We start from the raw sequence: 25915 nt of genomic DNA on the forward strand, positions 1-25915 counted from the left end.
GCCCACGATTTTACGCAATTTCCCCACCCCGAAAAGCAGCCCTATTCCTATTTCGAATTAGAGGCTCGATGGCGAAAGGCTTTAATACGTTGTTCCTCGCCTTTGCTACAAATCAGCAAGACATTATTCGACTCTACAACAATGTATTCGCTCAAGCCCTGAACAACAACAACCTTGTCTTCAGGAACATGAATAATATTATTAGAAGTTTCGTATAAATAAGCATTTTCGGAGGAAACGGTGTCTCCAGTGTAGGATCGTGCTGACTTTTCCCACAAGGCGCTCCAGGTTCCCAGGTCGGACCAATCAAAATGAGCTTTCTGCACATACAGATTATTCGCTTTCTCCAGCATACTGTAGTCAATCGAAATATTTTCGAAAGTGGGGTAAACTAAATCAATAAAGCCTTGCTCCTTATCGGTAAAAAACACATCACTTCCATTCTCAAATACACGGGCCATTGCCGGCATATAAGTTTCAAAGGCTCTAATAATCGTTTTTGCAGAAAACAAGAAGATACCAGCATTCCAGAGGTATTCCCCTCCTTCCAAATAACTTTTTGCAGTTTCAATATCCGGTTTCTCTTTAAAAGCCTTTACTTCACCAATCTCTTCATCTGCACTTTTCATTTGGATGTAACCAAATCCGGTTTCAGGTCGATGTGGGTGAATGCCAATTGTTAAAATGGCATCTTTATCTTTAACAAAGTTGAGGCCTTTTTGCAAGGTCTGTTGGAACAATTGCTTTTGCTCAATCAGATGATCTGAAGGTGTTACAATAATATTGGCCTTCGGATTAAGCTTCCTGATTTTATAACTAGCATAAGCAATGCAAGGAGCCGTGTTTCTCATCACCGGTTCTGCGAGGATATTAGACTCAGGAATTTCCGGAGCCTGCTCCAAAGCAATATCAATATATTGTGCTGAAGTCACCACAAATATATTTCTGGAATAACAAATTTCATTAAACCGATCAACAGTATGCTGAAAGAGGGTTTTCCCGGTTCCTAACATATCCAGAAACTGTTTTGGCTTCTTCTCAGTGCTTACAGGCCAAAACCGGCTTCCCACTCCCCCTGCCATAATAATTACAAAGGTGTCACTTTTCATTTCACAGGTCTTAATTTGATGTTTTGAATTATCATTAAAAGGGCTAACAACGAGCTTCTACACTCGTATACCATTGACATATTCTTGAAATACCTTCTTTTATATCGATCTGGTGTTTCCATCCCAGATGGTGAAGTTTTGAGGGGTCTGTCAATTTTCGCATGGTACCATCTGGCTTTGACGTATTAAAAACCAGTTTTCCCTGAAATCCAACTTGTTTTTGAATCAACTGAGCAAGACTGGCAATACTAACTTCTTGTCCAGTTCCAATATTAATATGCGTATTGCGTATTTCTCCAGAGGATCCAGAATTAGATGCTACAATTTCTTTAAAATCTTTACTTTCCATTAAAAACACACAAGCATCTGCCATATCTTCACTCCACAAAAATTCGCGTCTTGGTTTTCCGCTTCCCCACACTTCTACCTCTACCCCTGAATTTCCATTCTTTCTAATTCCAAAACCCGCTAGTGCTTCCTCCAATTGACTTGCTGTCTGTTCTGGATTTACGTTGCGCACTGGCCGGTTCTCTAAATCGTCACGAATAGCCTCCCAATTATTTGTCTCCAAATAGGTTCCCAGCAGTAGCTTTCTAACTAATGCAGGTAACACATGAGAACTTTCTAAATCAAAATTATCATTGGGGCCATAAAGATTCGTCGGCATCACGGCAATAAAATTGGTTTCGTATTGAAGATTATAACTTTCGCACAGTTTAATTCCTGCAATTTTTGCAATTGCATATGGTTCATTGGTATATTCCAGCGGAGCAGTCAGCAAACTGTTTTCTTTCATCGGCTGATCAGCCTCTCGAGGATAAATACAGGTACTCCCTAAAAACAAAAGCTTCTTTACCTGATGTTGATACGCCTGATGAATCACGTTATTTTGAATCATCAAATTCTCGTAGATAAATTGTCCCCGGTAAGTATTGTTAGCCATAATACCGCCAACTTTAGCTGCTGCTAAAAACACATATTCCGGTTTTTCTTTTTCAAAGAATGAAGCTACTGCTTGTTGGTCTGTTAGGTCCAACTCTGCATGCGACTTTAATATGAAATTTTGATATCCGCGTTTCTTTAAACTATTTAGTAAGGCAGAACCTACCAGCCCACGATGGCCGGCAATGTATATCTTGCTGTCTTTATTCATAAAGTTTCAACTATTTCAGGCCGATGAACAACCTGTACTGAATTACGCTTGAAAAATCGCCGAAAGAAAAGCCTGCATTCACCTCTGTGAATGCAGCTTTATCTCTCAGCATTATACTCAGCGTGGACTGTTTTATTCAAAAAAGTTAAGGATCCGGTAACCTCCATTTTTCAGATACGACTCTTTCTGAAATAGCTTCACATCTGACTGCATCATATCAGCAACCAGCCCTTGCAAGTCATATTTTGGAGTCCACCCCAATACCTCCTGTGCTTTGGCAGCATCGCCAATCAACAGGTCAACCTCGGTTGGTCTAAAGTACATCGGATCAATTTTCACAATTTCGTTATTGCCTGATAGAATTCTCATTCGAATGTCTTCCAAGAACTCATCTCCAACCCGTTCGCGGAAACGCATTTCATCAACACCAACCAAATAACCAACTTCATCAACTCCTTGCCCTTTAAAGGCAATTTCCAACCCAACTTCTTCGCAGGCCATCTTGATGAAATCCCGAATTGTTGTTGTAATTCCGGTTGCAATCACATAGTCATCCGGTCTGTCTTGTTGCAAAACAAGGTGCATGGCACGGACATAATCCTTAGCATGTCCCCAGTCGCGTTTAGAGCTCAGGTTACCCATGTAAACCTTATCCAACATTCCCAACGCAATACGGGAAACGGCCCGGGTCACCTTCCGAGTAACAAAGGTTTCCCCTCTTACAGGTGATTCATGGTTGAACAAAATACCATTGCTGGCATGCATACCATAAGCCTCGCGATAATTCACCGTAATCCAGTAAGCATACATTTTGGCAACAGCATATGGACTTCTTGGATAAAACGGAGTACGCTCTGTTTGAGGGATCTCCTGCACCAAACCATAAAGTTCAGACGTTGATGCTTGGTAAATTCGTGTTTTATGAAGCCCCAATAAACGGACAGCCTCTAAAATCCGTAAAGTTCCAATACCATCGGCATTAGCCGTATATTCAGGTGTATCAAAACTCACCTTTACATGGCTCATTGCTGCCAGGTTATAAATCTCATCCGGCTGAACTTCCTGTATAATACGGGTTAAGTTCATACTGTCAGTTAAATCACCGTAATGCAAAATAAAATTACGGTTGGAGGTATGTGGATCCTGATATAGGTGATCAATACGATCAGTGTTAAACATCGAAGAACGACGTTTAATCCCATGGACAATGTATCCTTTCTTCAATAAATATTCAGACAGGTACGCTCCGTCCTGCCCGGTAACGCCTGTAATCAATGCAACTTTTGACATATCTGATCTTTTTACTAATGAATAAATTTTTAAGAGCTCCGTGCTTGGCTTTTGATCTTTCCCAACACGAATAAAATATGAGGTTTGGTTCAGTCTCGTTTTAACATGCCTGTACGTGATTGCAGCTTATACTTAGACACCTATCTCTTGTACAGATGAAAAGGAGTGGTAGACGATTTTTAAGAAGTTGATCGCTTCAGGCTAGAGGCAAATCAACTCGGGCTGCATTCCCCGCTCGGCTAACATTTTCCGGATTTCTTCTTTATAAACGCCATTCATAATAATGACTGTATCCGGATTAACTGCTTTCAATTGGTCGGGACCAATGTATTGGATTCCAATACCTGGAATGTAATTCCCTTGCATATGCGGGTTGATGTCAACCACGTGTTGAATGGCTTTTAGGTCATCAAACTGGGTCAAAAACCCAACAGATTTGGAGCCGCCTCCCCAAACAACAACTTTCTTTCCGGCTTCTTTCATTGCAGTCAGCTGTTCACGCCAACTCGAAAGTTGTTCATTAATCTTCACGACAAACTCATCAACACTCTTTCGTAGTTCATCAACCGTTTCTTCCAACGGATGCACCTTTGCTGATGTTTGTTCAACTGGCTTAGCTTCTAAAAACAGGTATTGACTGTCGTACTCCAAATAAGCGTCCAACACCTCAAACTGATTCATACGAAACAAGCGAGCCAGTGAGCCGGAACTGAAGTATGAGCAGTGCTCATTGAAAATATCCCAAAAAGCCTGAATGTTAAGAATACGAACAATGCTCGGCACCTCAATCAACACAGTTACATCATCACGTCCTTGTACCGATTCCCGAATAGTTTTTACAAATTCTCCGGTAGCGTGAATATGCTCCATGGTGTGTCGGCAAGTGATTACATCAGCTTCCAGGTCGCCATGGTTGGAAGAATAAAACTCTTTAATAAACCGGACATTGGGTTGTGGCGTCGAACGCCCTTCTTCATATGCAGGATCAATACCAACCCCCCGGTTATTTCCCAATTCACAAATCAAATTAATGAAGTCTCCTTTTCCACAACCAATTTCGATAACATCTTTCTCTCGTACTTCATATTTATCGATAAAACGGTTGGTCACTTCTGTTATAAATACCTTAAATGTTGGGGAAAAACCTTGCTGATCTTCGTATCCCTTGGTATAGTAATCAACACTGGTATCGAATGTACTATTAAAGATGAATCCACACTCATTACAGAAAGTTAAGGTAATATCGTTTCTGGGAATTGCCATCGCCTCTTCATATGACTTAATGGTTACCAAACTCTGTACTGGTGCATTTTTTATCGTAAAAAAGTCTTTCAAACTGCTGCTTGAGCAACTCGGACACTTCAAATGTTTCATGAAATTTATTCGTTAATAGGCATTCAGCTTCTTTGCAGTTGATATTCAACCACTCAAAGCTGTAAACAATACCTTATTGGTGTATTTTATAATGTAATTTTTCGTGCGTAAAAAGCTTCGGCAAATTGATTCGCCGATTCCATTCCTCTGAGTCGAGGTAATGCGTTAAACGTATCTCGATCGAACCAGTGTTTGGATTGTTGAGAAACAAAGGTTGCCAGCAAAATCTGGTTTCGTTTTTCGAGTATTGAGGCATCCAGAGAGACATAGAAATTAGGCTTCCCTAAGTCGCCATCATATTTTGGAATCTCATATTCAAGGATCAGATTGTTTCGCCATGTATTCCAAGTCAGGTCACTCACCAAGCGATGATCCTGATGACGATCGTCGCGGTAATGGGTAAAAATCAGATCCGGAACAAAGCGTTTTTTCAACTCCTCAAAATATCCTTTAACCGCTTCAGCTTGAAAGGGCAAAAAGCCATCCCGAAAAGAATTGACTTCAATTTTGCTTGAAGCTGATTTATTTAGAAATTGTCGGGCACTATTTTCAGCCTCCTGCTTTCGAACATCATTAGAGGCAAGTACCACCCATTCAATTTTCTCAATCGGATATTCTTCCTGCAACCTCAGGATTGTACCTCCTACTCCAATTTCTATGTCATCGCAATGTGCTCCCAAGCAAAGAATTCGTAAGCCTCGATGAGCTGGAAGTTTAAATGGCAGCATAGTTGAAAAATATTTTCTCCATGCGAGTTCGTTTCCTTGGGTGCTGTTTCATATTAGTCCAAACTTCCCAGGGAGGACTTCCTGCGGCATAAATATCATCAAGGTTTTTCTTATCCTTAAATGTATCCATGCTAGCCCAAAAACCTTGATGTTCCCACGAAATCAACTTGTCTTTCTCAATCAACCGATTAAAAGGTTCTTCAACTAGTTCATCTCCATATTCCATGTGATCAAATATCTCATTCCTGAAAACGAAGTAACCAGTGTTAATGAACAATCCGGAAGAACCAATATGGCTAATCTCATTCACCCGGCCATTGTCTTCTCGTTTTACCACGTGAAAACTGTGAGTCGGCTGATAGGCCATAAAAGCTGCTGTTTTATCCTTCTGCTTATCAAACCATCCAACCATCTCGTTCAAATCCATATCGGTCAAGCCATCACTATAATTGGCCAAGAACATCTTCTCACCTTTCAAATGTTCTTTTACTTGCATAAGTCTCATCCCGATGTTGGCATTCAGGCCTGTATCAACAAAGGTGATTTTCCAATCGCTAATGTCAGAGTTCAACAACTCAATATTTTTCCCTCCTTGCGTGTAAACAAAGTCATTTGAAATTGTTTCATCATAATTGATGAAGTAATTTTTAATGACATCTGCCTTGTATCCTAAACAAAGAATGAAATCTTTGTGACCATAGCTTGCATAGTATTTCATGATATTCCAAAGTACCGGACGATATCCAATTGTAACCATCGGTTTTGGAATCTGATCCGAATAATCCCTTAGTCGAATTCCCATTCCCCCACAAAACAACACAACTTTCATGATACTTACCTTAAAGACTTTCCATACAATAATCTGATTGAGTTTATAATTGATGAAGAACTTATTTCATCATTTTTACTAGTACTTAGTTCAATCTACCTCATCCTAGAACTCATGTTCAACAAGCTCTACTTCCACCTTCTTTTCTGGAATCCAATGCAAGCCCTGATCGAGCTTTCCACTATCCTGAAGTTCCTTCAACATTTGCAAGCGAATAAAACGAGAGTGCCTGAAGTCAGCATCTTTCACATTCATATCAACAATTGATTCATACAGGTCTTTAATGGTCGCATATAAATCATATCGGGGCTGGTGGTTAGGTGCCAGGCTTTCGAAAAGATCGAAGTTCACTTTGTAAGAACGTTTGTCCGGCGCTGCATTCGGATTGACAGTCACTTTACATCCTGGCACAATCTCCTGAACAGCATAGGCTAAATCTTTAACTTGATAATTCCATTTACTAGTTCCAACGTTGACAGCCAAGAAGTTTCCACCAGATAGCGCTTCCCGTTGAACTCCCCACTCAATGGCCAAAGCCATATCCAATACGTTGATTAAAGGACGCCAAGGTGTACCATCACTCAATATGTTAATTTCGCGAGAAAGAATAGCTCCGGCTACAAAATCATTCAGTACTAAATCCAAACGCAGCCGGGCACTCATTCCGCAAGCTGTTGAAAATCGCAAACACGTAATTGTAAAACCATCTGATGCTAATGGCTCTAATTCTCTTTCGGCTGCAACCTTAGAGCGAGCGTAAGCTGTTAATGGTTTTAAGGTATCTTGTTCTGTTTTTGGGTAATCATCTGCTTCACCATACATGCTGCAGCTTGAAGCAAAAACAAAGGATTTCACACCATATTCTTTGGCTCGTCTAGCCAGACGGACGCATGAACGGTAATTAATATCCATCGTCATTTCCTCGTAAACTGCACTCATCGGATCATTTGAAATCGCTGCTAAGTAAACAACAGCATCCACACCTGTTAACAGTTCGTAAGGGAACTCTCGAACATCGCCAAATACCTGCTTATCCAATCTAATTTCGGGCTGATAAAGGACATGCGTTAAAGAGCTTGCAAAATAACCAATATCAAAACCAACCAGTTCTGCATCGGGATAGGTCTTACGCAGCTGCTCAACTGCTCCTGGACCTACATATCCCATATTTCCAACAATTAAAATTTTCATAGTTCGTTCGCTTTAAATTACTTTTTGAATTATCTTAAATTTCGGGTTTCCAACCTAATAGACATTCAAAACATCACTTCTCCTTAGAGCATAGGATAGCCCGTCTCAAAAAGACCAATCAATAAGGAAAGAATTAAAAATCAAGAAGAAATGATCTAAGAATAGTGTGTTTTCATTAACATGAAAACAAGGGTAAGTAAGTAATGAATAAAACGCAGAAGTTATCGTTGGTGTAAAAAGTCCCTTTTTTACAAACGCAACTTGCTTTTAAGCTTAACGCTTATTCATTATCCCTTTTTTCTGTAAACTCTACCTCATCTAAAGAAATATCGGTATGAATACAATATCCAAGATTATTGAATCGCAATACAATACGTTTAGCTCCACGAATTTCAACAACTTCGCCATGAACTCCTTTCAAAAGACCATCTTTAACTTTAACGATATCACCTTTTGAAATTCGCTCGCGAGTTACATTAATATTGTCATTGAAGTGATCAACAAACAAACGGAGCGCATCAATTTGATTTTCCGGAATTGCTGCTGCTTTCCCATCGAAAGACACATAACAAACTGCGCCGGGATTATTAACAACATCGAAATATTCTCTGTTGCTAACCTTCACAAAGACATAGCCTCTTAATAATGGTTCCTCAACAACTTTTACTCGATCGCTCCATTTCTTTTTTTCAGTTTTCAGTGGCAAATATGCCTCAACACCTCTTTTCAATAAATCCTGGTGCAACTTTTTCTCATAACGCGACCTCGTATATAAAGCGTACCAGTTGTATGACGAATTAATTAATGTCATAATTTTCTAAATTTTTGAATAACACCTGTCCAACAATTTATTCAACCAGCAATAGACCAATTTTCACTTGTTGAATAATATATAGCTAACTTAACACCTCGGATGCTTTCAATGCAGATCAAAAATAACAACTGGTTGAGAAGCTCTTTTTGTCTCAACGATGAAATCAAGCCATCCTTCGTTCATTATTTATTTAGAACCATTCGCAAAATATCCTCAGTCTGCACAGCTTCGCCCTTTGCCTCCCATTTTCATTCTGAGAACATCGTTGCTTTTTTAATAATCTACAGTTTGATAAGAAACGCAATTTGTAGATTTTGTCAACCGGAAAAATCCAACTCAATATCTGCTTTCATTATCCAGTTTTTTTGAGTCTTTTGATCAGCTCGTAATCCAACTCAAAACAAACATGTCTTAGAGCATTTTTCACTCTTTGTTTGTACTTCCAAATATCCTACGACATCGATAATAAAGCAATGGGTAATTTCACGTAAAACAACAAATTCGTGTCTTTTACATTGACAATAAATATCTAAAATTAGCATAAACAGCTACAACACCGCCACTTAAAGACATCCAAAAAATAAAAGACAAGCCGCTCTCAGAACATTTTTAAAGAAACATAACTGAGTCATGAATAGGGGAAATCACTATTTATATTGGATATAAATTAATGCTCAAAAAACATCCAACATTTGTTTTATTAAAATTTTTTGCCTTATTGCAGTCGAAATTTGAGCGTGTTTATATTATCGTGAAGTGGGATTATGTGTGAGATAGATTTAATATTAACATTAATCAAATTGAAAATTGAAGACTTTAAATGCCTTTTTTTCAAATCGTTTGTGCCTGTTCAACCAAGTACAAGCCTCAAGTAAGCATTCTAACAATCTAGAATGTGATTTAATAATCCTTTATAGTTTATCGCAATTATTAAGATTTAAACTTTCTCCAATTTTTGGACTGGAGAAAAGAAATAGATCTTTTATTTTTCGAGCGATACGACTTCTTCGATAGATAGTCCTAGCTATTCGGTGTTGGGCAATTCAACCGTAGTATTAAGTAAATACACTCCAGTTGAAAGCAGGACACCCGATTATTGCAAATTTGAACATGTTTTTATTGCCGTGGAGAATGGGATTTTGTGGGATGGATTAATAACACCATTTATCAAATTGCTATGAAGAATCTTTTTACATTTCAGTTGCCTCCTGAGACTGGTCAGTTCCAATCTCTATGGAGTACGTTTCAAAAACAAATTTGGCAGCCAGGATTGCATGCCAAAAATTGCAGAATCGTTCTAAAGGCGATTCAAATTGTGCAGAACTTAAAAGAGCGAATGAAAACGGTCAGCGTGAACTCACATTGGCTAAGCCAGCTAAAAACAGGCATTATGATGCAATGCACTAATTTTAATGCTGATTTGGCAATACCTGAAAGTACGTTGCAACTTGCTCTCTACTCACCATCGACTATTCAGTCTGGAAATCCTTTGATCATCAAAAAAGGTAGGTATTTATCAAAGCCAATCTTTTCAAAGGACTAATCGCTGTTATGCTAGTAATTAGGTCTGTTGATCAGACATAAACTGGCATCAACTTTATTAACTATCAATTTTTTAGTATTCAATATATACCCATTAAATTACGTGTAGGATGAAAGAATTAATATTAATCATACTCCTTGCGTTACCTGCAACACTACTAGCACAAACAAGCTATTACGTCAGCAGCAGCGAAGGGAATGATTCAAATGCTGGAACAAGCACCAGCCATCCTTGGAAATCTTTGGAAAAAGTGAACAGCTTTAAGCCAAGTGCCGGGGATAAAATATTATTCAAAAGAGGGGATGAATGGGAAGGTACATTAGTTATTTCTGCTTCAGGAACAAATGGAAACCCAATTACATATGGTGCTTATGGAACAGGCGAAAAGCCTAGAATCTACGGATCTCAAGAAATTACAGGGTGGCAACTACACTCTGGAAATATTTATAAGGCAAAGGTAACTGAGGATATCAACCAACTATTCTTGAATGGAACAAAGATGCAAGTAGCCAGGTTCCCAAATTCGGGTTATGCGACTATTGATCAAGTAAATTCAAGTACTAGTTTTACTTCTAAGACACTTCCTTTTGGAACTAACTATTCAAACGCCACTTGGGTTGGAAGAACACAAGCATGGGCTTTGATGACCAAAAAAGTTGTTAACGCCTCTGGAAGTCAGCTCACACTAGATTCTCAGCCTACTTATGGCCTAGGAGTTGGGGAGGGATTCATTCTTCTCAATAAATTAGAGGTGTTGGATCAAGCAGGCGAATGGAGTTATGATCCATCAAGTCAAATGATTTACTTTTGGACGCCCAATGGTGATTCCCCTTCTAACTATGAGACAAGAGCCTCAGCATATGAGAACTGTATTTCTTTAGCTAATCAAAGCAATATTACCATTGAGAATATTGAGACTCGCAATAGTTCAGGAATTGCAATTGCAGCTAAATCGGGATCAAATATTTCTGTTTTAGAATGTCTTGTTATTGGTGCGGCCAAACATGGTATTGAATTGTACTCCTGTCCTAATTCTCTTGTTTCCGGGAATACCGTCAAGCATGTAAGCCATGATGGCATTCGAGTTATCAATAGTGGAAGCTCAGAGGTTTCTAATAATACGATTTCTCATATTGCACTATTCTCCGAAATTGGCATCAGCGGCACAAAAGGACATAGTAACGGAACAGGAATGACCTGCAATGGTGATAACAATATCATCAAAGACAACACCATTAGCCAAACAGCCTACCACGGAATCTCTTTTAGTGGAGTAAACACTCTTGTTGAGCATAACTACATGAAAGATATCTGTCTAACAATTGATGATGGTGCTGGTATCTATACCTTTAACGGAGGAGCATATTCAGACCCTGGTTCTTCTGGCTCAATTATTCGATCTAATATCATCGACCATGTTCCAGGAAACTCAGATGGATATACTGTCGGTAGATCAATGGGAAACGGTATTTATATGGATGAAAGAACACGAGACATCACTATCTCCGATAACACAATAAAAAATGTAAAAAGCGTTGGTATCACGATGAATGGGGTGGGCGCGCTCGAAATACACAAAAACACACTTTTTGACTGCGGGGTTGGCATGTATTCTTATGACTACAAGCTTGGCTATGCCATGAACAATATCACACACAATACAATCTGTAATATTCAAAGCACAAAAAGTCCTGACGGAACCCCTGCCAGACTAATCAGAACGCAAGTTGATTTCAAGGATGTTAAGTATGATAATAATTTGTACGTTGACAAGTGGAGAAAGAGGGAAACTTCCTATGGAGCTCCTTTCCATATATTCAATACTTATCCCTATGGTTTCGTTTTAACTGATTGGCAAAGCTTGACTGGTCAAGATCCAAACTCAAGTCTTGATAACACTCCTCTTGCAGAAGGTGAAACAGAACAACTCTTTTACAATGCTGAGAAAACAACAAAAACCATAAGTCTCGGAAGCAGTGTATACCGAGATTTAAACGGAAATACGGTTAGTGGAGAGATCAAGCTAGAGCCATTTACTTCGATCATTCTAATAAAGACAACGCAAGAACTACAAAACCAGAGTCCTGTAATCTTAGATCAGTCTTTTAATATTACTGATCAAAAAGATGCTCAAGCTCTAATTGGCGAAGTTATTGCAAACGATCCAGATAATGGACAAACCTTAACCTACTCGATTATCTCTGGAAATACAGATAATCTCTTTGCTATCGAGGCATCAACAGGTGTCCTTGTTGCCAACACAGCAATTACCTATGCCGAGAATCAAGCTGTCGTGTTGACCATAGAAGTAAAAGATAACGCTTCGACTCCTCTAACTGCCAGAGCTCAGGTAACGATTACTATTGAGATCAGTGAACCGGCTCAAAAATTAGATACATCAAGTCCTGTTATTTCGGCATTTACAATCCCTGAGAGCTCAAGTTATCAAACTGTTGCAGTTACCAGCTTAACAGCTTCTGACAACATCGGAGTAACTGGATACATATTAACTCAGAGTTCAACAGCCCCATCAACAAGTGATAGCGGCTGGAGTGAAGCTGTTCCTTCTTCGTACTCATTTGCCTCAACAGGACTACAAACACTATATGCTTGGGCCAAAGATGCAGCAGGCAATATTTCAGAACCTTTAAGTGCATCTGTTGATATCATAATTCCAACCCCTGAATCAGCATTCTCCGAGTATCTTTTCGAAGAAAACTCCGGTTCAACTGTAATTGATAGTCAAGGTTCAAATGATGGAACATTGATGAATGAAGAAAACCGTATTACCGGAGCAAATGGACAAGGGCTTGAGTTCTCTCAAACAGGCCATATTAATCTTGGGGAAAGCTTTGGAGATAATGTTACCGATAAGCTAACATTAAGCGCCTGGATAAAACCAGATGTTACATTAAACTCTTATCAAGGGATTATCATGCATGGCGGTCCTAATACTGATTCTTTTGCACTCTATGTGTACCCTGGACTAAAACGGGTTGGATTCAAAACAACAGGAACGACAAACTCATGGTTTGCAGTTGACAATCTTAATTTGCTGTGGGATGGAAACTGGCACCTCTTGAGCGTTACTTACGACGGAACTGAGAAAATCATCTATCTTGATGATCAAGTAGTAGGACAAATCAACGCAACAGGTATAATCGACTCTGGAGCTGGCTACAACCTGTTAATCGGAGCAGGAAGAGACCAGAATCCTGCGACTTTACTTTATAGTGGAGCAATTGACGAAGTTCGGATCTACAACACAGTCCTTTCAGCTTCAGATATTTCTGATTTATTTCAACAAGTTCAGCAAATTCCAACTGTTGAAAATTTAGCTCCGACAATTTCTCCACAATCATTTGCAGTTGAAGGAGATTTAGTTAGCAATGAGCTCATTGGACAAATTGCAGCCAGTGACCCAAATGAAGGACAAATTTTGACCTACTCGATCGTTGGAGGAAATGAAGATGGTTTATTTGCTGTGGATCCTTCAAATGGGCGGATTCATACGAAATCAAGCATTTTAACAACCTCAAACCAGACAAAGTCGATGACTGTTCAAGTAACAGACAATGCTGCTGCTCCTCTCTCGGCTCAAGCAAAAGTCGACATCAATCTAATCGGGATTTCGATAAATCATAGTCCGGTGATTGCCGATCAGGTTTTCGATCTCTCCGGTGGTGTTTCGGTTAATGACCTTGTTGGGACAATCCTTGCGACTGATCCTGATGAAGGACAAAAGCTAAGCTATTCCATTACAAAAGGAAACGAAGATGGTTTGTTTGCTCTTGACATAGCCAGTGGAGAACTTTTCTTACAAAAAAGTATACCATTAGATGCTCCCGAGACAATTTCTTTAGTTGTAGAAGTCAAAGACAATGCAACAACTCCACTAGCAGCCAATGCAACTGTCATTATAACGACTCCAAAAGTTGGAGAAATCAACCAAGCACCAGTTATTGCAGATCAAACATTCAAGGTTAATTTTTCGCTGAAGATGAATGACATAGTCGGTCAAATTCTTGCCAGTGATCCAAATGCAAATGACATCCTAAGTTATTCCATCATTCAAGGGAATCAAGATGGACTGTTCGCGGTGAATTCAACTACTGGAGAGTTATTCGCAAACCAGGATATTGCATTACAAACAGACCGTGAAGTTGTTCTTCTAGTTCAAGTTGAAGACAATGCAACTACTTCGTTATCTGCAAGTGCCAATATTACCATTCAAATAAGTGCAACTCAGATTAATCAGAGTCCGATAGCACAAGATTTGACACTTGACTTGGATGGTGACATAGCCACTAATACTGTTGTTGGAAAGCTTGTAGCTTCCGATCCTGATCAAAACCAGACCTTAAGCTATCGTATCGCATCAGGGAATACAGAAGGCCTTTTTGCCATTGATTTATCTACCGGTGAAATCTATGCCAAATCTTCTATTCTGACTACATCTCCTATACAAGTGAATTTTATCGTCGAAGTTAGTGATAATGCCACAAGTCCGCTTACGACTGAAGCAAGCGTATCCATCAATATCTCTGCTGCTCAATTAAACCACAGTCCGGCAATTGCCGATCAATTTATGACTGTTGATGGAGATCTCCCTGCAAGAACTTTCATTGGTCAAATTATTGCAAGTGACCCTGATGCAGGACAAACGTTATCGTACGCTATTCTTCAAGGGAATGAAGATGGTCTGTTCAGTTTGAATCCAGACAATGGACAACTATTCTCCAATACGGAAATCGCAGTAACTACCAATCAATCTATCACTTTGAAAGTTCAGGTTACCGATAATGATTCCAATCCATTATCTGCATATGCCAATATCTCAATTTCATTGATTCCAACAACTTCTAATCAGGCTCCAGTTGTTCAAAATCAACTATTTGAGATTCGAAAGAACAACAATGCAGGAGACCTTATTGGACAGGTTATTGCAAGTGACCCGGATCAAGGGCAAACGTTGAGTTACGCTATCATTCAAGGTAATGAGGATGGTTCTTTCTTCTTGAATCAAACCTCTGGAGAACTTTTTTCAACAGCAAACCTTCAACTCTCCTATAGTCAAACATTACCCTTAGTTGTTGAGGTTACTGATAATGGAACAACTCCATTGTCTGCCACTGCAACAATAACAATTGATATAGTCATCAAGGGTAAATTAGTCAAAGGAGAAGTTAATAATAATGACCCAAAACGAATTGTCTTGTACTATGAAGAACCTCTTCAAGCTGACAATCTAAAAAGTGCATTGATCAACTCTGATTTTGAGACAAGCAATAATAAGACTGTCCAGAAAGTTAGTGTTAAAGGAAATGCGATTTACCTGGATGTAGATTCAGGTTATGAGTTTGGAGATGAAATCCTGGTAAGTTATACCAAAGGTTCTCTTCCAATCTATGACCAATCAGGGAATGAAATCGAGTCCTTTGAAAACTTCTGGGTTGAAAATAACATCATGGAAGCTGGTATCAGCACGGATATCGATCCTGAATTCAAGTCTCTCGAAGTTAAGTTCTACCCTAACCCAAGCAATGGAATCATTAATATATTAGCCAATAATCTGATAACTGATAATTGCGAAATAGCGGTGTTTAATATGATGGGGAGCATGGTCTCCAAGCAAGTTCTTTCTGCTTCATTTGGAACCTTGGAAGATCGAGTAAACCTTTCTCATTTAAACAAAGGGACCTACATTATGCAACTGGTATGTAATACACAAGTTTATCAAAGTAAAATTGTCATTATGTAACCAGTTCATGCACTATCCAAGTAAAAGCTCCTACTTTTCAGTTGAAAAGTAGGAGCTTTTCTTTTTCCCTAAATTTTATTTCACTCAGTTAATTTATATGGATGCGATTCTTAAATCCAAGTTTATACAAAAACACATCAATGAAAAAGACCGGAGTTGATAAAAGGTATCTTTTCCACATACGCTTGGGCTCTTTTAGCAGACGTCCCAACCACTCAAGCTTTAGATTAATCATCCATTGGGGAGGACGATTTGATGTTCCTGCATAAAAATCAAACACTGCTCCAATAGAACAAATAGCTACAGCATCCAGCTTGTTTTTATTATCATTCACCCACTTTTCTTGCTTCGGAGCCGTCATTCCAACAAAAAGCACATCAGGCTTAAATTGATTAACCTGATCCTGCATTATACGATTATCTTCCGCCGAAAACACCGGCTTATACGGTGGTGAAAAACTTCCAATCTGCACATTTGGAAACTCCTTCATCGCCCGACTTCTCATTTTATCCAAGGTATGATCCATCGAGCCTAAAAAGAAACATTTTCCTTTTCGCTGATTGAGGTAATCCATTAGAAAAATAAACAAGTCATACCCTGCTATTTTTTGGATATTTTGCCCTTGAAGCATCTTCATTCCCATCACAACACTCGCTCCATCAGGCAACAACACATCAGATTCCTGTAAAGCTTTCCTAAACTGCAAATCAGATTTGGCAACAGTATAGGAATGCCCATTGATGGTATTAATAACCAATTTTTTCTGCCAAGGAATCGTCGATAATGACTCACTAAAAACAGGGTACCCTAACAGCTGGATACTTGATATTTTCATACTAAAGATTTTATTTATTCTCAAAGTGAGTGACAAACTTTTCAGAAGACTTCTTTGATGCTATAGCTTTAGCGTAAATAGCAATCATTTGTTTTGCTTTTTCTTCCCAAGTTAACTCCTCCGCTCTTTTTAGCGCTCCCAATGCAAGTTTCTCCAGTTTTTTACGATTGTCTAATAAGTCACGAACAGCAACTTCAAATAAACTCACACTATTCTCTGGATCTTTTAATGGAATTTTAATTCCGCAGGATTTATCAATAACGTCACCTTGCCCACATGTGTCATGACATAGTACTGGTACTCCATTGGAGATAGCCTCAAGAACTGCAGTTCCCGTTGCTTCATACAAACTTGTAAACAACAACGCGTGACTGTTTCTTAACTGTTCATGCACTTCTTCCAAAGGTAGCCAATCATGAAATGTTACGTTCTTTAAATTAGCCAATTCTCTATGGGGAATTGCTTCCTCTCCAACCCCAATGACCTGTAAATGCACAGGGAGCCCCTCCAACTGCTTAAAAACACGAAGTGCAATTATTAAAGCTTTTGTTGGGTAGTTTCGTCCAATCCAGCATAGCTGCAATTGTTCCCCCTCCCTCTTTGTATTATTGGCATAAATTGACTCGGAAAAAGTACCAACCTCAGAAGTTAAACAAACACCGTCATCCCTAAAACGAGTAAGCACATCTTTTGCCACGCTATTACAGGCAATTAAAACAGAAGTCTGATTAATTGCATTCTGAATGTAAGGACTATAGACTTGAACCCGATTCAGTAGTCCTTTTACCTGTTGCTTAATTCTTTCCTTCCAACCATAAAGTCCTAAATATGAATTAGGAACTCCCCCAAAACCACCAATAGGCCCCCAAACGGAAGGTATATCCCGAAAATTCCACAACAGACCTGGTTCACGATAGCCAACCATATTTAACTGATGTACAAGATCAATTGAATGATTGCCAATAATATCACGGGCAATACTAAAAGTCTTCTTTTGCCATTTACGATAGAAATAATAAAAACGCCAATCTCCCTGATTCCAACACATTTGGCGAATTTTTGGGCTAACCGGGTTATAATAAAATGTAATATTTTCTTTTTCAGGCAACCTATCCAGTGCAAGCTCAATTTCCTCTCGCCATTCCCCTTCGGTAATAACAAACAAACGGCAATGTCGGGACAAATTGACAATCCAGTTCCATGCCATACCTGGTTCTGAGCCTTTGTGTGGCGCACAAGCATACGCATTAATCAATATATTTAGCATGATTTCCTTTTAAATAAATTGGAGAAATTCCTTCTTGCAACATCGAGGAGAGCATCGTTCATAAATAAACCTATTTTGACTTTAAGTACGTCAAATGCTTCTCTCTATCAGCCTCCTTTTCAAAACGGTTCTTAATCCTTCTTGCAGGATTACCTGCCCAGACCTCACAAGGAGGAATACTTTTTGTAACTATTGAACCTGCAGCGACAACTGAACCACGGCTGATTGTAACACCTCCTATAACAATAACTCCATGCCCAATCCAAACATCATCTTCAATAATTGTTGGCTGATCATCTCCTCTTGGAGAATCCCAAATTGTTACTCCGGCACAATCAATTGAATGATCATACTTTCCAACAAGCGCCACACTCCCTGCTAAAAGAATATTATTTCCAAAAACAGCATCAGAAGCAATATTACAATTAGGTCCAAACTGCACCTTATGCCCTATCGAAATCGATCGTTTTGCAAAGCGAGTACCATGCATCACCCGAACAAATCCATGGTACTTTACCCATGGAAATTTTACATTAAAAATATACCATGACCTCATCATATTTGCCCAATAGCGTAATACAAATGTAAAGCGTCCAGTTCCCTTTGGCATGTTAACAAATTCAATCTTCATGATTTATTCTCAATAATGTACTCAAAGCTTCTAACATGTTCTTTAAAAGACGTAATCATCAAATCCTTTTTCTTTGGATTGACTCCATCAAACATTTTGTAAGACCTATTCAACGTATCAATAAATTCCCCTTCATTTAAAGGATCAAAAATGAGACCGTTTGAATCTTTTTCTATGAAATCAAGTGCTCCAATATATTGACTAGCCACAACCGGACAACCAAAGACTAATGCTTCATTGACTACAGCTCCAAAAGGTTCATAACGACTAGGTAGAATAAAAAAGTTAGCAATGTCATACCAAGCATAAAGCGAAGCTCCTTCAAAATAGCCAAGAAAGCAAACAGCATCATCAACTTGTAATTTCCTTGCTAGATCAATCAAATTCTGCTTTTCCTTTCCTTCTCCAACAATCACTAATTTATAGTCTTCTCGATTTGACTGGGCAAAAGCTCGAATCAATAAATCAAGCCCTTTAACCTCCGCCAATCTTCCTATAAACAAAATAACTTTGCCGGACTCCAGCTGATAACGCTCCAAATAATCAGTTCTAATTTTCGGAAATAATTTCTTATTCTTTAAAAGAGTTTCAGCACTTTGAATATTTGGACAGACTTCCACCCGAAGTTCTTTAAAACTTTTTTCATACCACTCTTTTACCGCTTGACTATATACAATTATCCCATCTGCATTAGATAAAACGAAATCTCTTGCCTTTCTCTTTATTCCCTTAGCCCCTTTTGCAATGCTCAAATTATCCGATGTGGTAATGATATACTTAAACTGATATCGTTTTAATCTGTGAAATAGAGCAAGTAAAATACTGGTTGGAGAATACTCGTGAGAAAAAACAACTGAAGGCTGATATTTTTTTAAAAGTCCAAGTATCCCCAGCCGAAAAGCTCTTGATCCAATTTTAAATCCTTTATCCCAAAATAGATAATTGACTTCCAGCTGCTTTGTAAGGACTTCCCGATTATAGGTGAATCCTTCTGATTCAGCATTCAAAAAAACGATTGTTAGATCATAATACTTTCCCATCTCATTGAATACATCAATTCTCCAAGGAGGTAGGTAGGTATAAAAAACCAGTGCCTTTTGTTTCATCATTTACAGTTACCCCTATTAAGGAACAATTTTATGTACTATAATAATTATAAACGGTTCTTTGCAGCAGCAGTATAAAGTCTAGGAACTAGAGCTTTCAAATATGCTTTAATTGCAAAAACATACCACTCATTGGGCCAAAACTTACGCCTAAAGATGATATACTCTTTGTAATTTAAACCTAATGGAGAGTAAAAAATTTTCAACCTTTTTGACAACTTTTCCTTTGGATCACACCATCGTGGAGTTTCTTCATTAGGCAAGCAAGCTGCTATGTACTCTTTAGAGGTATAACATTTAAACCCAGCACGCTGTGCTCTTAGACCATAATCAAAATCGCCCATTCCATGTGTGTAATCACCTGCAAGATTTCCTAATTCTTCAAATATCTCTTTTGAAACAAGAACCACGTTACCATTTATATATTTGCATGTTTGCAAACTTCCGTTTGGAACAACTGGCCCTACTTCTGACCGGCCACCATAAGAAAATTCGTCAACTCCAACCTCAGAACAACAAGCTCCGCAAATCAAGGCTGGGTTCTGATTCTGGGTATAAAGGAATTTATAAGCATAAAATAATTCAGAAAGAGCAGATGGGAATAAATTGGTATCATCATTCAACCAAAGGTAAAAGTCATAATCCTTTTTGGAAGCTTCGTTCCATGCCAATCGCATGCCTTGATTCCAAAAAAGATTTCCATTCCCCTGGATTACATTTACCTTAGGAAAACATTTTTTTACAGCCTCACCTGTTCCATCAGTAGAGCCATCATCAACAAGATAAGTAGCTACCTCTAGACCAGAATTGGCAGCTGATTCAAATAATCTATTTAAGCAATTAAGTGTCTTATCTTTTCGATTATGGCAAGTCAAAATAACAGCAGTATTTTCCATTCTATTTTCCAAATATTTTCTTCAAATCATAAAATCAATTCATATTTATCATGACGTAGAAACAAGCGATATTTTTTATAATGCTTCCGTTCAAAGATTCCCCAAACCCATAGCTTCAATTCAGCATCACTCATTTTTCGGAAGGATGGCGATAAACAAATGCCAATCATCATCCATATCACGAAATTATTAATATCGAATATATTACAATCCTCCACCCAAGCATATACCCAGCGAAAAGCAACAAATAAACCAACTAATTTCACAAATGTATTTTTTGATTTGTGGATAGCCATATAAGATGCCTTATTAAAAACCAAGAAGAATAAAACAACCCCTACAATTCCTGTCCAGGTAAAAACATTCAGAATTCCCACCTCATTTCTTAATCGCTCTGCCCTCCCTGTATTTCGAACCATTTCCCCAGCGAAATGAATGGTCTCATTTCCTCTGGCAGGAGTTCTACCAAGTAACCAATAATTGTACTTCCTAGCTGATTCTATCACTTCCATATAAAGGAAAGAGCGTGTATCTGCCGTCAAATTTTCTTCGACAACTTCTCCACTACTATCTTTTTTTACTTCCACATAATTACCCTTAATGTATTGATCCATTTTAAAGACTTCAAAAACATCAGTTACTGCTAATATAAAAAAGACAAATGGAGCAATGACTAAAAGTTTTCGGGTGTATCCCATTAACTTTTGTCCCCATACTAAATGGCGTATTCCATAAAACCCAGCAACTAAAACAATCGGTATCCCATACTTAATCACCCCACTCCTGGCCCCCAAGTCTCCAAATATTGCAATCAATGAAACGACTAGTACAATAATCTTTCCCTTCATGGGTAAAACGGGAAAAAACAGCATCAAAAAACCAATCGGGAAAAGGTACCACCCCCATGCCCCAATTGGCATGAATGGGAATAACAAAAATCCAAAAGGAATTACGTAATTGACAAAAAATGATAAAATATCCTGGACTCGCTCTTTGTTTACAGATAAATAGGCAATAACAGGTAACAACAAGGTCATTCCCATACTTATCAAGCCTTTATAGTCCCAATAGCCTTCCGCAACAAATACCCCCCTCAATATGTTAAATACATTCCACAGTAGATAAATCTTTACAAATTGTAAACTTTTACTATCCTCTCTGGACACCTGACTATAGCGCGCCTCCCAAAAGAAAATAAATAGAATTAGGAAATGAACTAGCCACCAAACAGTAGTATTTCCAATTGGCAACGAAATATATTGCTGAATAGAAAATATAGCAATGGGCAATATCATATATGGGACCAACTTAGCAAATCGACTCTTCATCATTTATTAATTTTTTTATAAAAATCGCAGGGTTCCCCCCCCAAATCTCATTAGGTGGAATCTCCTTGGTTACGACAGCGCATGCTCCTACAATTGAGTTCTCTCCAATTCGAACACCCTTAAGTATAGTTGCATGTGCTCCGATGAAAACATTGTCTTCAATGATCACTTCTTTGCATTTTTTATTCTTGAAATCTGTTACTGAAGCCATTCGAAATTTCGCATCTAATGCATGAAAATCAGTATCATAAATACAAACACCAGCTCCAATTTTCACGTTGTCCCCTATTGTAATACTTTGATGCGCAACTAAAGCAGTCGAGCTTAAGCCAACATTCTTGCCTATCGACAATGAAGCTCCCTTTCCCACTGTGAAAACGCAACGCTGAGGACGACCAATTGGATTTCCCATATTCCCATTATGCATTCGAAAGTTCTGATCAATGCTAAACCAGCCGTCTCTCGAGACACTTAAGTAGGGAATCCCAGAAGTTGAAAATTGCTTAAATTGAATATTATTAGAATAGAGCAACAACCAGGTCACAAGATGGTGAAACACTAAAGCAATTTTTGTATAGATTGCTCTAACTCCCTTATATATAAACATCACAGTCCGTTGCATAATTCACTATAAATTGAATGAAGTGCTTTGGTATTATTATGCTGGTTATGTCTTTCCATAGCCTCTTTTTGCCCCTTTACTCCAAGTCTTTTTGCCCAATCTGGATCTTTGAATATGCGACATAAACTTTTTGCCAGCATTTCAGTCTCCTCAAACCGATACAGCAAACCTGAAGTTTCATGTTTGATCATATCAGGCATTCCCCCAACATAAGAAGCCACACAAGGAACTCCCAATAATTGTGCTTCGCCAACCGAATTTGGACTATTTTCTATAGATGAAGGACAAACGAATACATTTGCCTTCAAATATTGCTCGCGCATCTCTTCTGCAGTTAGTATGCCTGTAAAGACGAAACGATCGGTCAAATTATACTTTTTAAGCAAGGATTTTATGTACTTTCCATATCCACCAAGTCGCCAATTTTTTACATTCGTGAAATTGTTACCCGCAACATAAACCTTAGCGTCTGGAAATTCTCTTAACACTATAGGCAAGGCTCTAATCAGCTGATGTAATCCTTTTAGTGGATAATGCGCCTGACTCAAGAAAATACGGTAAGGCTCACAATTACCGTAATCCCATGAATGCCCATAAAACTCTCCCCGTAAAGTTTCATTACAAAAGTGATACTTTGCATTTGGGTTAATTCCCCATGCCTGAGCTTGATCCCATGAAGTTCGTCCAATTACATTATTTACTTTTTTCAGCAAAAGCGTTTCAAAATCACCACGTCGCCTCATGCCTTTTCTTTGTCTAAAGATCGTATCTCGTCTCACACAATCTCGTAAAGTCATATTTTTAAGAAGCACACTAGTCGGAATCCCTGCAAAACAATATCGCTCACAGATGCTTATCAGCCCTTGAATAGAAACCACAACATTCTGACCACCTACTCCATTAACATAAGCCAAGCCATGTGGATATTCAGAACCATGAATGTGCGTCACATCTGGCTGAAAATGCCCCTTTACTTTTATCCAAAGCCCCTCAAGCTCTATCGAATAACTACTTCGCGAGGCAGATGGTAACAAATAATAAGTAACCCCATTTATCTCCTTAATTTGAAATTCTTTTCCTTTATAAATAGAAGCAACTCCTAGTTGTAATTCCCCAAATTCCTTTAACAAGGATTCTGCTGAAGCATACATCCAACCTCCTACTACAGGTGTCGGAATATTCAACGATTTACAAACATCAGGGAAAAGGGTATTCGTTATCCAAAGAACTTTCATGTTACTATATTTCAGCGATTCAAAAACTAGTTAATCACCTTAGATTTCCTTAAAGCTCGATAGGTAAAGTTTACCCCCGAAACAGGGCAAGCAAAAAGCATTCTGACTAGAAGACTTTGATCAAGTTTATCCCGAAGGTAATGGCTAAAAATGGTATCCTTTTCTAAAAAACTACTAACAGCCTTTCGACTAGCTGCCGATTTTAATTTGAAAAGTTCCATGAAAGCATTTTTTTCAGCTTTCTTTTTCAACTCCTTATTCGTTACCTTTTCCTTTAATACGACATCATAAATATAGGGTAAGGTAAAACTATAGTTTATAGCATTCTTCTTTGTATCCTGATTGTCATGATCTCTAAAAATATATAGCTTTCTGGAATCTCCATAAAAAGTAAATTTATCAGCTTCAGAGTAAATCCAAACCCAATCATAACTTCCACTGCCCTCGTATTCTCCGTGAAAACCATTCACTTTCGTTCGTTTTATGGCGCTTGCCATATAAGGAAATCCTAATTTATATTTAATTCCATATTCTATAATCTTCTCTCCTTTTTCCATATAACCAAATGGTAAAACATGCTTGTGAGGCTTCTGTCCCTCTGAAGTCAACCGGACAAAATCAGGAAAAAAGATATCAATATCGGGATGTTCTTCATAAGCCTTTAAAAATGATTCTACATAATCCAGAGAAAGCTGATCATCATCTTGCAAATTCATGACAAACTTGGTATCAGAAAGCTCAAAGCCCCTTGCAAAATTCCTAGCCATTCCAATATTCTCACTATTCCGATAATAAGGAACTCCCTTTCTCTCACAGACCTGCTTAAAATAATCATGAGAAGAGCAGTTATCAACAACAATCACCCTGCATTTAACAGTCTGATTTAATGCACTATTTAGAGCTTGCTCAAAAAAGTCCCTTCGCTCATAGACAGGCATAGAAATGGTAAGTAAATCTGTAAAGCCCATAGAAATAATATTTAAGTGATAATGCAATTTTGTATAAAATCAGTCAAGTTATTTGGAAATAGAATTAAAACGATAGTTCTTTAGGCTTGCTTTAAAAGCTCTAATATTCTCTTCTGGAAGGACAATTGCTGTTTCATACGTCCCATTGATAAATTTTTTGACTTCGGACACATCCGCTCGTTCAATTACATTCAAGTTAACATCCTTCCCAATTTCCAATGCTCTGTTATCAACAGCCAAAATCAAACTTCTGATTCCATTTTGAATAGCCCTTATTCCAGCGTGTAGCCGGGTTCCGATATAGTCACAATCTCCTTTTGATAATGCTGCATCCAATGCCTCCAAGGAAGGAGGAATAATATCTATATTTTTAATACTCTGATCTAATTCATTCAAATAAATAATATCCTCATAGCCTTGTACCCAAAGAAGCACTTTTTCATAGTTATTGCTCAACATCGTTAGCATCTTCAAATCATCAACCTTATTCTTAGCGTAAAACGTTAGCGTAGTGATAACATTTCTTTTTCTTGTCCGATTAATTGTTGAACAAAACTCTGGATTAATATTCCACAAGGTTGGACAAGTTGTATTCAAAACATTTTCAATTCCAATACTATTTAGTTTTTTGACAGTATAGCTATCCCTTGCAGAGTGGATCAGGTTGTGATTCAATATTCTTTCATAAAGTTTAGAGGTATAATTATTGGGATTTTCCTGATACTGCCACCACCCACATCCAACTAAAACCACCTTATTGCTTAGGAACCTTCTATGAGATGGAGTAAGCTTCCATTGCATTCTTTCCTCCAAGTTGGATGCCAAAAGGTTTGTACCAGCCACAAACAATAAGTCTTTTTGACTCATTAAGTACTTAGCATCATAAGAAGTATGTATTTGGGTTGGAAATGAAGTAAAGAGATCTTCATCAAACAAGTCTCGCAACTCTCGATAAACACTCTCAAAGATGATTGAATCTCCCAAATTTGAGGTCCCAATCGCAGGATTTAGAATCCCTAAATCAAAGTATCGAGACTCTTTATTAGCCTCACTTCCCGCCTTTAAATAACTTCTAAGATAACTTCTCCAGTAGTTTTTTAAAAAGACTAAATGTTTCATCATTAACTATTTGTTTTCTGGCTATCTAAATATTATCTCCAATAAGATTAAATGTCTTTAAAAAGATAGAGGCTGAACACAATAGAGCAATAAACAACGATATATGTAAAAAAGGA

General features: G+C 38.2%; 20 protein-coding genes. 2 read left to right on the forward strand and 18 right to left on the reverse strand.

Annotated features, from left to right (window positions below; genetic code table 11):
- Positions 1–47 precede the first annotated feature (47 nt).
- The 8 genes from BM156_RS00345 to BM156_RS00380 all read right to left on the reverse strand — a co-directional run bounded on the left by BM156_RS00345 (position 48) and on the right by BM156_RS00380 (position 8485).
- Positions 48–1109, reverse strand: a complete 1062-nt coding sequence (locus BM156_RS00345; RefSeq protein WP_093917832.1) for a mannose-1-phosphate guanylyltransferase — start codon at positions 1107–1109, stop codon at positions 48–50.
- Between the two features lie 43 nt (positions 1110–1152).
- Positions 1153–2262 carry a GDP-L-fucose synthase family protein gene (locus BM156_RS00350; protein ID WP_093917833.1) on the reverse strand — a complete coding sequence of 370 codons (1110 nt, stop codon included), beginning with the start codon at positions 2260–2262 and terminating at the stop codon, positions 1153–1155.
- Between the two features lie 132 nt (positions 2263–2394).
- Positions 2395–3552 carry a GDP-mannose 4,6-dehydratase gene (gene gmd, locus BM156_RS00355; protein WP_093917834.1) on the reverse strand — a complete coding sequence of 386 codons (1158 nt, stop codon included), beginning with the start codon at positions 3550–3552 and terminating at the stop codon, positions 2395–2397.
- A gap of 201 nt (positions 3553–3753) precedes the next feature.
- Positions 3754–4926, reverse strand: a complete 1173-nt coding sequence (locus BM156_RS00360; RefSeq protein WP_093917835.1) for a class I SAM-dependent methyltransferase — start codon at positions 4924–4926, stop codon at positions 3754–3756.
- 86 nt (positions 4927–5012) lie between these two features.
- Positions 5013–5654 (reverse strand): PIG-L deacetylase family protein, encoded by a 642-nt coding sequence (locus tag BM156_RS00365; RefSeq protein WP_093917836.1) that lies wholly within the window; start codon positions 5652–5654, stop codon positions 5013–5015.
- Entirely contained in the window at positions 5641–6483 is an 843-nt protein-coding gene (locus BM156_RS00370; protein WP_093917837.1) for a sugar phosphate nucleotidyltransferase, read from the reverse strand. The genes BM156_RS00365 and BM156_RS00370 overlap by 14 nt, the downstream gene beginning before the upstream one ends.
- Before the next feature lie 105 nt (positions 6484–6588).
- Positions 6589–7674, reverse strand: a complete 1086-nt coding sequence (locus BM156_RS00375; RefSeq protein ID WP_093917838.1) for an NAD-dependent epimerase/dehydratase family protein — start codon at positions 7672–7674, stop codon at positions 6589–6591.
- A 280-nt stretch (positions 7675–7954) separates the two neighbouring features.
- Positions 7955–8485, reverse strand: coding sequence for a UpxY family transcription antiterminator (locus BM156_RS00380; RefSeq protein ID WP_093917839.1), 531 nt, complete (start codon positions 8483–8485; stop codon positions 7955–7957).
- A 1144-nt stretch (positions 8486–9629) separates the two neighbouring features.
- Between BM156_RS00380 and BM156_RS00385 the strand changes: the two genes are divergently transcribed.
- Entirely contained in the window at positions 9630–10031 is a 402-nt protein-coding gene (locus BM156_RS00385; RefSeq protein WP_139218180.1) for a hypothetical protein, read from the forward strand.
- 109 nt (positions 10032–10140) lie between these two features.
- Positions 10141–15792, forward strand: a complete 5652-nt coding sequence (locus tag BM156_RS00390) for a cadherin domain-containing protein (protein WP_093917841.1) — start codon at positions 10141–10143, stop codon at positions 15790–15792.
- Positions 15793–15880: 88 nt separating this feature from the next.
- On the opposite strand, the gene BM156_RS00395 is transcribed toward BM156_RS00390, so the two are convergent.
- From BM156_RS00395 to BM156_RS00440, 10 genes are all read right to left on the reverse strand, one after another.
- Positions 15881–16627, reverse strand: coding sequence for a WecB/TagA/CpsF family glycosyltransferase (locus BM156_RS00395; protein WP_093917842.1), 747 nt, complete (start codon positions 16625–16627; stop codon positions 15881–15883).
- Between the two features lie 10 nt (positions 16628–16637).
- Positions 16638–17894 (reverse strand): glycosyltransferase family 4 protein, encoded by a 1257-nt coding sequence (locus tag BM156_RS00400; RefSeq protein ID WP_093917843.1) that lies wholly within the window; start codon positions 17892–17894, stop codon positions 16638–16640.
- A gap of 70 nt (positions 17895–17964) precedes the next feature.
- Complete coding sequence (locus BM156_RS00405; RefSeq protein WP_170846810.1) at positions 17965–18525, reverse strand: acyltransferase; 561 nt, start codon at positions 18523–18525, stop codon at positions 17965–17967.
- Positions 18522–19634 carry a glycosyltransferase gene (locus tag BM156_RS00410; protein WP_093917844.1) on the reverse strand — a complete coding sequence of 371 codons (1113 nt, stop codon included), beginning with the start codon at positions 19632–19634 and terminating at the stop codon, positions 18522–18524. Before BM156_RS00410 ends, BM156_RS00405 begins: the two co-directional genes overlap by 4 nt.
- 44 nt (positions 19635–19678) lie before the next feature.
- Entirely contained in the window at positions 19679–20527 is an 849-nt protein-coding gene (locus tag BM156_RS00415) for a glycosyltransferase family 2 protein (RefSeq protein WP_093917845.1), read from the reverse strand.
- Between the two features lie 26 nt (positions 20528–20553).
- A complete protein-coding gene (locus BM156_RS00420; protein WP_093917846.1) occupies positions 20554–21858 on the reverse strand; it encodes a hypothetical protein in 1305 nt (434 codons plus the stop codon).
- Positions 21836–22477 carry an acyltransferase gene (locus BM156_RS00425; protein ID WP_093917847.1) on the reverse strand — a complete coding sequence of 214 codons (642 nt, stop codon included), beginning with the start codon at positions 22475–22477 and terminating at the stop codon, positions 21836–21838. Before BM156_RS00425 ends, BM156_RS00420 begins: the two co-directional genes overlap by 23 nt.
- The gene (locus BM156_RS00430; protein WP_093917848.1) at positions 22462–23712 is read right to left on the reverse strand and encodes a glycosyltransferase family 4 protein; all 1251 of its coding nucleotides are present in this window, start codon (positions 23710–23712) and stop codon (positions 22462–22464) included. The genes BM156_RS00425 and BM156_RS00430 overlap by 16 nt, the downstream gene beginning before the upstream one ends.
- Positions 23713–23738: 26 nt before the next feature.
- Positions 23739–24680, reverse strand: a complete 942-nt coding sequence (locus tag BM156_RS00435; protein WP_093917849.1) for a glycosyltransferase family 2 protein — start codon at positions 24678–24680, stop codon at positions 23739–23741.
- Positions 24681–24728: 48 nt separating this feature from the next.
- A complete protein-coding gene (locus BM156_RS00440; RefSeq protein ID WP_093917850.1) occupies positions 24729–25802 on the reverse strand; it encodes a polysaccharide pyruvyl transferase family protein in 1074 nt (357 codons plus the stop codon).
- Positions 25803–25915: the final 113 nt, after the last annotated feature.

Origin of the sequence: Sunxiuqinia elliptica, assembly GCF_900113005.1 — a bacterium.
Taxonomy (GTDB): domain Bacteria; phylum Bacteroidota; class Bacteroidia; order Bacteroidales; family Prolixibacteraceae; genus Sunxiuqinia; species Sunxiuqinia elliptica.

Excerpts from the sequence above, each read along its gene's own strand:
- BM156_RS00380 (WP_093917839.1), bottom strand. The coding sequence starts at position 8,485 with ATGACATTAATTAATTCGTCATACAACTGGTACGCTTTATATACGAGG.
- gmd (WP_093917834.1), bottom strand. The coding sequence starts at position 3,552 with ATGTCAAAAGTTGCATTGATTACAGGCGTTACCGGGCAGGACGGAGCG.
- BM156_RS00395 (WP_093917842.1), bottom strand. The coding sequence starts at position 16,627 with ATGAAAATATCAAGTATCCAGCTGTTAGGGTACCCTGTTTTTAGTGAG.
- BM156_RS00345 (WP_093917832.1), bottom strand. The coding sequence starts at position 1,109 with ATGAAAAGTGACACCTTTGTAATTATTATGGCAGGGGGAGTGGGAAGC.
- BM156_RS00390 (WP_093917841.1), top strand. The coding sequence starts at position 10,141 with ATGAAAGAATTAATATTAATCATACTCCTTGCGTTACCTGCAACACTA.
- BM156_RS00435 (WP_093917849.1), bottom strand. The coding sequence starts at position 24,680 with ATGGGCTTTACAGATTTACTTACCATTTCTATGCCTGTCTATGAGCGA.
- BM156_RS00410 (WP_093917844.1), bottom strand. The coding sequence starts at position 19,634 with ATGATGAAACAAAAGGCACTGGTTTTTTATACCTACCTACCTCCTTGG.
- BM156_RS00370 (WP_093917837.1), bottom strand. The coding sequence starts at position 6,483 with ATGAAAGTTGTGTTGTTTTGTGGGGGAATGGGAATTCGACTAAGGGAT.
- BM156_RS00400 (WP_093917843.1), bottom strand. The coding sequence starts at position 17,894 with ATGCTAAATATATTGATTAATGCGTATGCTTGTGCGCCACACAAAGGC.
- BM156_RS00365 (WP_093917836.1), bottom strand. The coding sequence starts at position 5,654 with ATGCTGCCATTTAAACTTCCAGCTCATCGAGGCTTACGAATTCTTTGC.
- BM156_RS00360 (WP_093917835.1), bottom strand. The coding sequence starts at position 4,926 with ATGAAACATTTGAAGTGTCCGAGTTGCTCAAGCAGCAGTTTGAAAGAC.
- BM156_RS00420 (WP_093917846.1), bottom strand. The coding sequence starts at position 21,858 with ATGATGAAGAGTCGATTTGCTAAGTTGGTCCCATATATGATATTGCCC.
- BM156_RS00430 (WP_093917848.1), bottom strand. The coding sequence starts at position 23,712 with ATGAAAGTTCTTTGGATAACGAATACCCTTTTCCCTGATGTTTGTAAA.
- BM156_RS00350 (WP_093917833.1), bottom strand. The coding sequence starts at position 2,262 with ATGAATAAAGACAGCAAGATATACATTGCCGGCCATCGTGGGCTGGTA.
- BM156_RS00440 (WP_093917850.1), bottom strand. The coding sequence starts at position 25,802 with ATGATGAAACATTTAGTCTTTTTAAAAAACTACTGGAGAAGTTATCTT.
- BM156_RS00375 (WP_093917838.1), bottom strand. The coding sequence starts at position 7,674 with ATGAAAATTTTAATTGTTGGAAATATGGGATATGTAGGTCCAGGAGCA.
- BM156_RS00405 (WP_170846810.1), bottom strand. The coding sequence starts at position 18,525 with ATGAAGATTGAATTTGTTAACATGCCAAAGGGAACTGGACGCTTTACA.
- BM156_RS00415 (WP_093917845.1), bottom strand. The coding sequence starts at position 20,527 with ATGGAAAATACTGCTGTTATTTTGACTTGCCATAATCGAAAAGATAAG.
- BM156_RS00425 (WP_093917847.1), bottom strand. The coding sequence starts at position 22,477 with ATGCAACGGACTGTGATGTTTATATATAAGGGAGTTAGAGCAATCTAT.